Source organism: Microcystis sp. LEGE 08355 (genome assembly GCF_015207185.1).
GTDB lineage: Bacteria > Cyanobacteriota > Cyanobacteriia > Cyanobacteriales > Microcystaceae > Microcystis > Microcystis panniformis.
Genome location: NZ_JADEXI010000006.1, coordinates 15840 through 27139 on the forward strand (window position 1 = coordinate 15840; position 11300 = coordinate 27139).

9 protein-coding genes are annotated in these 11300 nt (G+C 39.6%); 4 read left to right on the top strand and 5 right to left on the bottom strand.

The window, feature by feature from the left end:
* Positions 1–32: 32 nt before the first annotated feature.
* Together IQ242_RS00625 and IQ242_RS00630 are read right to left on the bottom strand one after the other, a co-directional pair.
* Positions 33–791, bottom strand: coding sequence for an N-acetylmuramoyl-L-alanine amidase (locus IQ242_RS00625; protein ID WP_193958661.1), 759 nt, complete (start codon positions 789–791; stop codon positions 33–35).
* A gap of 403 nt (positions 792–1194) precedes the next feature.
* Entirely contained in the window at positions 1195–2541 is a 1347-nt protein-coding gene (locus tag IQ242_RS00630) for a glycoside hydrolase family 10 protein (RefSeq protein WP_193958662.1), read from the bottom strand.
* A gap of 734 nt (positions 2542–3275) precedes the next feature.
* On the opposite strand from IQ242_RS00630, the gene IQ242_RS00635 reads away from it, so the two are divergent.
* The 3 genes from IQ242_RS00635 to IQ242_RS00645 all read left to right on the top strand — a co-directional run bounded on the left by IQ242_RS00635 (position 3276) and on the right by IQ242_RS00645 (position 7588).
* Positions 3276–4715 carry a sensor histidine kinase KdpD gene (locus IQ242_RS00635; RefSeq protein ID WP_193958669.1) on the top strand — a complete coding sequence of 480 codons (1440 nt, stop codon included), beginning with the start codon at positions 3276–3278 and terminating at the stop codon, positions 4713–4715.
* Positions 4716–4804: 89 nt separating this feature from the next.
* Positions 4805–5902, top strand: a complete 1098-nt coding sequence (locus IQ242_RS00640) for a saccharopine dehydrogenase family protein (protein ID WP_193958663.1) — start codon at positions 4805–4807, stop codon at positions 5900–5902.
* A gap of 3 nt (positions 5903–5905) precedes the next feature.
* Positions 5906–7588, top strand: a complete 1683-nt coding sequence (locus IQ242_RS00645; protein ID WP_193958664.1) for a mechanosensitive ion channel family protein — start codon at positions 5906–5908, stop codon at positions 7586–7588.
* On the opposite strand, the gene IQ242_RS00650 is transcribed toward IQ242_RS00645, so the two are convergent.
* Both IQ242_RS00650 and IQ242_RS00655 read right to left on the bottom strand, forming a co-directional pair.
* Positions 7515–8018, bottom strand: coding sequence for a hydrogenase maturation protease (locus IQ242_RS00650; RefSeq protein WP_193958665.1), 504 nt, complete (start codon positions 8016–8018; stop codon positions 7515–7517). The genes IQ242_RS00645 and IQ242_RS00650 overlap by 74 nt on opposite strands.
* A 138-nt stretch (positions 8019–8156) precedes the next feature.
* Positions 8157–8798 carry a Uma2 family endonuclease gene (locus IQ242_RS00655; RefSeq protein ID WP_193958666.1) on the bottom strand — a complete coding sequence of 214 codons (642 nt, stop codon included), beginning with the start codon at positions 8796–8798 and terminating at the stop codon, positions 8157–8159.
* 155 nt (positions 8799–8953) lie between these two features.
* On the opposite strand from IQ242_RS00655, the gene IQ242_RS00660 reads away from it, so the two are divergent.
* Entirely contained in the window at positions 8954–9637 is a 684-nt protein-coding gene (locus tag IQ242_RS00660) for a Uma2 family endonuclease (protein WP_193958667.1), read from the top strand.
* Positions 9638–9731: 94 nt separating this feature from the next.
* Here the strand turns inward: IQ242_RS00660 and IQ242_RS00665 are convergent, their stop codons facing one another.
* Positions 9732–11144, bottom strand: a complete 1413-nt coding sequence (locus IQ242_RS00665) for an LCP family protein (protein WP_193958668.1) — start codon at positions 11142–11144, stop codon at positions 9732–9734.
* Positions 11145–11300: the final 156 nt, after the last annotated feature.

Genomic DNA, 11300 nt, shown 5'->3' on the forward strand with positions numbered 1-11300 from the left:
TTATTTTGAGAAATATATCGAGAAATTTCTGTCTATTGCACGAGCTTGGCAAATTCCTCAAAAATGAAATGTTCATCTCGATTAGCCTGACTTTTATCAGGCCATTTCACCCAAAAATGTCTTTCTTCCAAGCGCACATCCAACACGGCATAATCTCCTGGTTCAATCCCAACTAAGGTACTTGCCTCTAATTCAGAAGATTGTTCTGTGGAGGGTTTAAGAACAGTTTTTTGAGTAATTCTTAGGGTAGCGGGTTCCGGTGTGGAGTTGTCATCAGCATCCCCAATTAAACCAACTTTAATCGCTTCTGCCATCTTTTCTGCATCAAAAAGAGCCATGTCTGCTTGGGAGTCCACAAAGCAACATTCAATTAAAATCGCTGGCATTGAAGTATTTACCAACACAGAAAAACGGGTATTTTTTACTCCTCTATTTTTAAATCCTAGCTTGACAATTTCCGTCAAAACTGATTTAGCGATCGCTTGAGAAGTTTGACTAATACCATAAACCTCCGCTCCCATTGCCTTGCTGGTGGGTTGAAAGGCATTAAAGTGAATAGAAACAAAAATATCAACGTTATTACTATTGGCTTTATTGGCTCTTTTTCGCAAAGAATCATTAACACTAACGGCACTGGTCGGGGTACAGTTAATTACTGAATGACCCGCTGCGGCTAATTTAGCAATTAGGCGAGTACCCACCTCTTTAATAACAACATCTTCCTGTCTAACTCCCGATGCGCCAACGTCATGAGGTGGGCAATTATGACCCATATCAATCCCAAATTTCATCTGTATAGCTCCAGTTTATTCAATGTTTATTGATTGGTTAATTCCTCTGGATATACTCTACCTTAATTAAACTAATAAAAATCATATTTTTACAAAAGTTTACTATTGTTTTATGGTAGTTTTTACTAGAAAGTTTGGCATCAATAATGCTATTCTAAATTAAGCTTTAGAATAGCATTACAATCAATTATTTTTCTTAACCATTAACTTGACCCTTGTAGCTTTTAGGGGATCAGAGACTAAAGCGGGCAAGCCATGAAATAGCTTAGTTCCTGTGGCAATACCCAAGGCTGACAAAACTGCATTTCAAGGATCATTCGTCCAACTTTTCAGTTTTTGAAAGAGAAGATTGAGTCATGAATTTAGCTCCTTTTATGGATAATTTTAAATCTCAAAGAATAAATTAAACAAATTGATCTGTAGCAAGAATTTGAGCCAATTTCTTCTCCCTGTCAGCCACGGTTTCTGTGGTGGGAATATGGTCTAATAAACTGCTATAGAAAAAATAGGCAAAACCGGCAAAATCTCGCTCACGAGTCTCCTGCGTTTGTACTTGAATTAATTGGAAATTTACTCGTCTATCACTGGGTCTTAAACCAGTGAGAATACCGATGACGGTGGGAATATGTTCCCGCGCTGCTTTTACCTCTGATTTATCGATTTCGCCTTCAAAACTAGGCAGATTTGGACGATAAACTTGTAATGCCAGTTCTTCGATTAATCCCTCCTTTTCCCAGGCTTCCCAATCAGCTAAAGCATGATCAACAGAAAATCCTAAAGGATTGGGAGAAATGGAGAGAATACAATCGTCTTTTTCCGCTTTAATGGTTTTAAAAATCAATCGCACTAACTGAGTTAACTTCTCCTTGCGCCAATCTTTAAATTTCGCTAATTGGGGATTACTTAAAGGACTAACTGAACCAGTTTCCTCTTGAAAAAGGGTGGTTGTAAAGGAGTAAAAAACCATACTAAAATCAAAATTTTTAGTACCATTAGGCAAGAATTTTGCGTGATGAATAGCGAAGTGATCATCTAATTGAATACCATCAATTTCATAGTTTTTAACCACTTCACGAATAAGACTAACCCAAAAATCTTTAACCTCAGGATGAGCGGGATTTAAGCGGCAATTACCATCACCATCAACGGTATTTTTCTGTTGATGAGTAAGCATAAACCAATCTGGTTTTTGGGCAAATAAGGGAGCAGCTGGGGGAACCATTAAACCATATTCAAACCAAGCAATAATCCGAAAGTTATACTTTTCTGTCTGATTAATCTCAATGATTTCTGCTAGTAGATCTCTACCGACTAACTCTTTTTCAAGGTTGACTTTTTTGAGTTTTTCCTTATCGGCAGTGAAGACATTATCAGCAATTTGTGATTGAAAAAACACATAGCCTTTGTTCCAAACTACTAGATAAAGAGTATTAAATCCTAAATTTTTAAGTTTTTCCAACCCAGCTTTTAGGTTATCTTTAGACTTGAGAATATCACTGTCAACATTGGTGAGCCAAACGCCCCGTATTTCTTCTACTTGTACATGATCATCAAAGAAAAATCCCGCTTTCCCCACTGAACCTTGTTCTGCGGCTAACTTGACAGAATAATGATTATTTTGGCGAAAATAAGATTTAATTGGTAATTTAGTTCCCGCTTTGATTAAGAATTTTTGCCCACTATTGAGGGTTTCGGAAAAAGCTGTGGAAGACTTGAAAAACGTATCCTGAAGAATATGAATGTGCAGCATATTTTTTACTCTCTCTCAGACAAAGGATAAATGAACCTCAAATCCGCAGCAGCGACGGGTTCGGAAGACAGACAAAAGGCAGCAGGAACAGGGAATAACTCCACGTTCTCAAGCGCACTTAGTTCTGATTAATTCTCAGAATTTGCTCACGGCAAAATATAGTCAATAACCGACCCCAACTATTGCTCGAAAATCACCACCACTCAACTGTTTACCTAGCTTGAAAGCAACACTTAAACAGGCAAAACAAGAGCCGATGGTTCCTCCCATTGACGTAATGACAAGGCAAAAGGGTTTGGAATCAAAGATTGGTTAGTTAGGGAAATAATTTGGGAACAATTTAACTTGCCCTATGATAACCATAGATAAACAAAAAAATACTTAAATGTAACAAAAAAACACATAAGTCGGGAGGTGTAATTAAATATCAGACTTATCGAGGTTGAATTGAGCTACTAAACCCACAACCAGCATAGGTAATCAACTGGACTAACCTATATTACAAATCATTAAGCAGATTGACAGCCTTTCTGAGCATTCTCAATGAAGTGTAACCTAATTTGCTATCGACGACCGACTCCCCAAAACGAAAACTTTGTACCTCACTATTAAGATAACTGCTATCAAAACGCGGATATCACTGCCAATAGAGTTCGGTTTTACCGTTATGGGATGAGCATTGACGGGGGTAATATTCTAGGTAAGGAATTTGTATCTAGTCAGTGATGAAGACGATGTTAGAGGGGTCTTTACCGAAATTAAGCGATATTTTCCCGCCAACTGACCATCAGGACCGGGAAACTTTCACCCCCAATGCTTTTTATCCTAATTTATCAGAATGGCTCAAGCGATCGCAACTGAAAGCGGAAAGTGAATGGTTTGCAGCGATCGCATCTTTAGAAAATATCTTATTACAAAACCCAAATAATGCTGCCAGTCGGGGTTTAATTCTCTCCGGTCCGACGGCTTTAGTCAGAGAAAGCAAGGCTTTAACGGGTTTTAAATTTGGTGTTTTTACCGTTAAAGCTTTAAAACATTTACAATGGCTGGGTTTGCAATTGCCTTCTCAGGAAAAATCCGCCGCCGATATTTCCCCGACAGAGATTCATGAATTGCCTCTCTTGCCAACGGATCCGATTGCTAATGAAAGATTTTGTCTGGTTTTTAGCGAAAGTTTCGCTCTTTTGCTGGTTTTAGGCGAAGATCAGTGGGGTTTATCCTCTTTTCAATTTTCCTTTGATCCCGTCCTCACTCAGCAAGCTTGGCAGCAGTTGCGGCAACGATTAGTTAATCTGCGTTATCCGCAAATCGAGACTTTAGAGGCAATTATCGAGGCTAATGGCAGTCCCTCGCCGGATTATCGTCTAGTTAGCCAATTTAGTCGCCAATTACTGCAAAATTTACCCGACCAGTCTAACTTAGACCTGAAAAAAACGAAATCGCCTATCAATGCCGAAATCACTCCCCCAAAGGAAGATAATTCTAATTTAGAATCGGGTTGTGATTTGGAATTATTGCGCGCTTTAACCCACGAAATTCGCACCCCTTTAACCACCATTCGCACCATTACCAGATTATTGTTAAAACGGGCCAAAGTAACGGAAGATGTGGAAAAATATTTAGAAACAATCGATTTAGAATGTAGTGAACAAATTCAGCGCATGGAATTAATTTTTCGAGCCGCAGAATTGGGTATTAATCCTCTGGGAGATAAACCAATTCAATTAATTCCAATTGCCCTAGAAAAAGTCTTTCAAGATAGTATTCCCCGGTGGCAGAAACAAGCTAAACGGCGCAATGTCAATTTAGAAGTTAATGTACCGAAAAAATTGCCTTCGGTAATTAGCGACCCGAATTTATTGGATCAAATGTTAAATGGAGTCGTAGAAAAATGTACTCGCAGTATGGCTAGTGGTGGCCTGTTGCAAGTACATATATCAACGGCAGGAAATCAATTAAAAATGCAGTTCCAAACTCAGGTAAAATCACCTAATCTTACCCTCAAAGCTTTGGGAAAAGTCTTAATGTTTCAACCAGAAACCGGTAGTTTAAGTCTGAATATGAAGGTAACTAAAAACCTTTTTCAAGCTTTGGGAGGTAAATTTATTGTGCGTGAAAAACCCGAAGAAGGTGAGATTTTAACCATTTTCTTGCCCCTCGGACGCATTAAATAAGTTGGGATTATTCTAAAATTTGCATCTTGGAAAATAGGGAAACTTGCCAAGAGGATGCTATACTAGGGCAAACATTATTAATAGTTGCCATGGAAAAAACTGTTTTAATTTTAGGTGGCACTGGTCGCATTGGTCAAAGTGTCGCCCTAGATATTATTAATCATACTGCAGCTAAAATTATTGTCACTGGACGGAAGGAAAAAGCGATTAAATTACTGCCAAGAATGCAGTTTTTGGCTTTAGATTTAGAAGAAATAGACAAGCTTAGACAGGCAATTAAAAAGAGTGATTTAGTTATTCATTGTGCCGGTCCCTTTCATTATCGCGATGGCAGGGTAGTAAAAATTTGCATCGAAGAAAAAGTCAATTATATTGATGTTAGTGATCATCGTTCTTTTTATCAAAAGTTAATACCCTATCGAGAATTAGCGATAAAAGCGGGAATAACTGCCGTGGTTAATACGGGAATTTTTCCCGGTATTTCTAATAGTATAGTGCGGGAGGGAGTGGAACAGTTAGATAGGGTAGAAACGATCCGTTTAAATTATGCCGTAGCCGGTTCAGGAGGTGCGGGATTAACTGTGATGCGGACAACTTTTCTCGGTTTAAAAAAGCCTTTTTTAGCTTGGATTGAGGGAAAATGGCAAGAGATTAAACCCTATACTGCTAGGGAAGTAATTGACTTTCCCGCTCCTTTGGGTAAAACTGGTGTTTATTGGTTTGATATGCCAGAAACCTATACTTTTGCCGAATCTTTTCCAGTGCAAAATGTGATCACAAAATTTGGTTCTATTCCCGATTTTTATAATCATTTAACTTGGATTACTGCCCATATTTTTCCCGATGCTTGGGTAGAAAGTTCTCGGGGAATTGAGTTTTTTTCCCAAGTTAGTTATCGCATGACAGAAGTAACCGATAAATTTTCGGGAATTGGGGTAGCAATGTTAGCAAAAGTCGCCGGATGGCAAGGGCAGCAAAAAGCAGTTTATCAAGCAACTATGGTTCACGAGAACACTGCTCAAGCAGCTGGCTGGGGAACTGGCAGCGTGGCAGAATTAATCTTAGGGGCAAAACTCCAAAAAGCCGGGATTTATCCCGTGGAACAGGTGTTATCCACAGAACTATTCCATGCTACGATGAAAAAAAGAGGTATTAAACTCGATCGCTCCTGTGAAATTGTAGCTTAGAAGATGAAAAAAATCTGGCGTTACCTAGGACTGTTTTGTTTAGTTTTGTTACTGACTTTATCCCCTATCTTGAGGATAGCAGCCCAGAATAATCCTGCTAAACAAGGACAGGAAACACCCCTGGAAACTTTGGGAGAAGTTTTTTCCGTCATGCTTGATAATCAAGAACTTTTTACTATTCGGCAAGGAATAGGTTCTTTTTCAGCGCAAGAAAGAGCGAAATCGATTACAGCTAGAATTGAAAAAATTGCCGATGACGATGTTCTTTCTCCTGAAGATTTAAGCATAAAAATCGATCCTGAAGACAAAAACCCTTCGATTATTTTGGGAGATACGGTTATTGCTACTATTACTTCTAAAGATGCCAAATTACACGCGGTCAGTCAAGAAGTATTGGCCGAACGAGCTTTGGCAAAGATGAAAGCAGCCATTGTCCGTTATCGTCAAGAACGTCAACCGGATAACCTCTTCAAAGATGCAGTTTTGACGGTAAGTGCTACCTTGGCCACGGTCTTAATTTTCTGGGTAATAATTTTTATATCTTCGCGGGTTTTTCCCCAGATTCAGAGATTAATCACCTCCCTAGTTCCTGGGGTCGTATTCCAAAATTTTGAGATTATTAGTTCCCAGACAATAGGAATTTTTTCCCTAAGAGTTTTGCAATTTATCCGCACTCTGATTATTTTAACTATTCTATATTTTTATTTAACTTTTGTCCTTCGTCTTTTTCCCTGGACTAGAAAATTTGGTGATGGTTTTCTGCAATACTTTTTTAGTGCTTTGGAAGTTATTTCCCAAGAGATAGCAAAATATTTACCCAATATTTTTATTATACTGATAATTGTTTTTATAACTCACTATCTGTTGAGAGCAATTAAACCATTTTTCACTGGATTGGAAAGAGAAAATTTAGTAATTAATGGTTTCTATCCCGATTGGGCAAAACCAACCTATAATTTACTGTCACTGCTGATAATTGCCTTAGCTATAGTCATCGCTTTTCCCTATCTACCCGGATTTAATTCTCCTGCTTTTCAGGGGGTGTCGGTATTTTTAGGGGTGCTATTTTCCTTGGGTTCCACCTCTGCTATCGCTAACGTGGTGGGAGGAATTATCCTCATCTATACCCGCTCTTTTCAACTAGGAGATAAAATTTCTATTGGTGATGTTATTGGGGATGTGATTGAAAAAGGATTATTAGTCACCCGTATTCGCACACCGGCTAATAAAATTATCACGATTCCTAATTCATCGCTGTTAAACACCAATGTGATTAACTTTAGTGTCTCCCAAAGGGAATTCAAAGAGCCTTTAATTTTGCAAACCACAGTCACTCTCGGTTATGATTTACCTTGGCGTAAGGTCCACGCAACCCTGAAAGAAGCAGCCCTAGCAACCCAATTTATTGTCTCAGAACCTGCTCCTTTTGTCTTGCAAACCAGTCTCGATGATTTTTATGTCAGCTATCAGCTAAATGCCTACACCGATCATCCTAACAAAATGGTGTATATTTATTCTGAATTACATCAAAATATTCAGGATAAATGTAACGAAGTTGGTATCGAAATTATGTCTCCTCACTACAAGGCTCTCCGGGATGGCAATCACAGCACTATTCCTGAAAATTATCTGCCAGAAGATTATCAAAGTCCTGCTTTTGGTATTCAGTCAAATCCTCAGAAGTAATAATTTTCCTAATAGCTTTAATCGCTTTTGTCAAGCCCTTTTGAGTTATTGTTGATAATTCTTCACCAAATTCACAGTTAATAGCAGGAATAAATATTCCCCAGGCCCTGGGAGTTTGTTGATAAATTGCTTGAGTTAATGCTAATAAAGAAGCGGGACTTTCTGCATGACCGAAATTATTCCATTCGGTAACTGCCGCTAATTTTTCTATCCGGATATCGGTTTGACTAGATAAGACCGCATCAACAAAAATAACTAGGGAAGCATCAGCTATATCGGCTGCTAATTCAGGAGTCAATTGATGGGTAGCGATGACTTGCACATTAGTCCAATTCTCCCCGGCAATAATTTCGGCTATTCTCACTCCCACTCCGTCATCATTTCTTAAAGTATTACCGTAGCCGATGAGCAGTATTTTAAAATTATTCATGGTTATAGCAGTTATCTTAATGATGAGGTACAAAGTGGAATTAAATATAAGATGAACGTAGGTTGGGTTGAAGCATGAAACCCAACGCTCGCTCATGTTACGCTACCGCTAACCCATCCTACAAATAATTGTGCCTCCCTACTTATAAAAATCTTCGAGATGTTGTTTTAGTTGACGAATTGCCATACTACTATTGCGATTGTCGGCAATTTCTCCACAGAAAGAAACTAAGTTTTGTAGGTTAAAGTTAGGAAAATATTGACTTTGATGGCGCGGGATATACTCTTGATTATCTAGCCAATAAATATAGAGATTTTTCTGACGATACAACCAAATTTCAGGCACTTTATAAGGCAGATAATCATCCACATTCGAGTAACTGGTGACATCAATTTCTAATACTAAATCGGGGGGAGGATCATTTACCCAGTCAATTCTGGCTTTCCCTGCTATAGCTGGCCAATGGTCAATATAAAAACTATAATCTGGTTCAATACCACTTGTTTCTGGTAATGCCATGGTTACGGGAGTAAAAGCCTCGTACTCACGCCCCAGATAATCCAATAAGGTGATGATAATATTAGCAATTAAATGGGCATCACGTCCATGCTTAGGAAGTGGAGACATAAGCAAGACTTCTCCATTGTGATATTTGATTTTAGGCTGAGAATTGTCGCCCCTTTGCCGAGACAAAGTTTGATAATCTAGCCAAGTGGCAGGTAATCTCACTAAGGATCCCGCCGGTAGCTCGATTTTATCTAGTGAAACTAAGGCAAACATGGCGCAAGGTTCCAGGTAAATGATGAGAAACGCTGTAAAATAAGTATAGGATATCTTCGATGTTCTCGATACCCAGCTGAACCCAATCGATAAATTAACTGAGTTTGGTAAGAAAACTTAAGCCTTGATAGTAGTTTCTTGATGAGCCAAAAATTATGCTATCGACTAACACAGTTTCCCCCCATATTATTCCCCCTCTCGAAAATGGCGATAGATTAACTCGTCCTGAATTCGAGCGCCGTTATCAAGCAATGACACAGCTAAAAAAAGCTGAATTAATCGCAGGAGTTGTTTATATGGCAGCCGCGGTGAGAGCCAAAAACCACGGTAAACCCCACGCTAATATTATCGGTTGGTTAACTGCCTACGAAGTGGCGACACCGGGAGTAGAAACACTGGATAATACTACTGTGCGACTGGATGGGGATAATCAACCACAACCAGATGCTTTATTAAGAATAGAAACCAGTGGACAATCAAGCATTAGTGAAGATGATTATGTAGAAGGCGCGCCGGAATTAATCGTAGAAATTGCCGCTTCTACTGCTTCCTACGATTTACACGAAAAACTCAAAGTTTATCGTCACCATGGAGTACAAGAGTATATTATCTGGCGAGTTTATGATGCTCAATTGGATTGGTTTCGCTTAACTGACGGGGAATATTTGCCCCTAGAATCAAATCAAAATAACATCTTTTGCTCCCAAGTCTTCCCTGGATTATGGCTAGATAAAAATGCTTTATTATCGGGTAATTTAGCCGAAGTTTTGGCAATGTTACAGCAAGGAATAGCTAGTCAAGAACACCAAGATTTTTGTCAAACTTTGGCTAATAAATAACCCAGATAAACTTGATTTTTCTCTGAGAACGTAGGTTGGGTTGAAGCATGAAACCCAACGCTAATAAATAACCCAGATAAACTTGATTTTTTTCTTAGTTGCCTAGGGATGGCTCAGAAAGATTAGCCGATTTTTCTTGCCAATCTTGACCGATTTTAATCGTCACATCAGAAGCGAGATTCCCCGTACTTTCCACCAAAACTTCCCCGACACCAAGGCTATTATGTAGGGCAGCAGCCAGGGAATTATCCCCTTTTTGAGCAATAATTTTGGTAGTTTCTAGAATTGGCGATGAAGACTTAGAGACAAAAACATTTTCATAACCCAATGAGCGCAGATATCTGACTAGAGTTTGCACCGCTTCTGGATTATCGGTGCTATCTTCCACAGCTATGCGAGTCGGTTGCGTGGTTTCTTCGATGTCAGCCATAAAAGAGCCGTGGTTAAAATGTTGAGCCACTAGCTCTTGAATTTTACTTTGATTGGGCAACCAATAACTGATCCCTTGCCGACCATCACCATTAAAGTCTCCGGGTAGCAGTAGCATTTGCACATCAGCGCGCTGAGTTTTAGAGGCAAAGCCGGCTAGAGCGAGTAACTCCTCTAAACTGAGATTAGTATCGATATGAGTGCGGATAACCTCGATAATATCGGGAATTTTCAATAAAGTTGCTGGTTTTAGGGTTTGTTCTACTAAAGACCGCATTAATTGCTGTTGTCGTTGGATACGACCGATATCGCCGTTAGCATCGTAACGAAAACGGGCAAACTGGAGGAATTTCTCGCCGTTGAGGTGTTGTTCCCCTTTTTTCAGGTCAATGTAGAGGTGTTGACTAAAATCTTTGTACTTCATGTCTTTGGGAACATATACCGTCACCCCCCCCAAAGCATCAATTAATTTTTCCACACCCTGCACATTAATGCGAACATAGCGATCAATAGCCACTCCGTCCAAAAGATGACTAACCGTTTCCGCCGTTAAAGCAGGTCCACCGAGGGCGTTAGCTTCATTGATTTTTTTCTCCCCATAACCCTCGATATCGGTGCGGGTATCCCGGGGGATGGAAAGCATGGTTAACTTCTGTCTTTGGGGGTCAAAACGCAGTAACAGCATGGTATCGGTTAAACCATCTAAGGAATTAACCGGGGCATGATAACCCAAATCTGGGGTTTGTGCCTCCTTGACATCGGATGTCAACACTTTAGCCCCAACTACCAGAATATTAACGGGACGGTTGAGGGCGGGAAGTTGCAGATTTTGATAGGATATGGCCTGCTGATTGTTAAAAGCGGCGGCTTCTTGGGGACTAAGAGCAGCTTGTCGCAAAGGTGTGGAGGAGAGAGACACAGCCAACATAGCGCCGGCCGTAGCGGAAACTAGGGCGCAGCCGGTTAAGCCTAGGGCTGTCAGGAACCATTTACTGGACAATCGCCGCTTTTTAACAGGTTTAGCTGCTAATTTGCCTGATTTTCTACTTTTAGCCCTTGATTTCGTCTTGTCAACCACAAATTGCCTCACACAGTCACTAATTATCTCCCTCAAACCATATTTTAAAGGGATGAACTATTTTTTTTCTCAGATACCCGGAAAAGATTATTAAACTAATTGGGTTTTCTAGAGAGTTAGCAGATAATATAGCAGAATTTTTCCTTATCGTTGTTC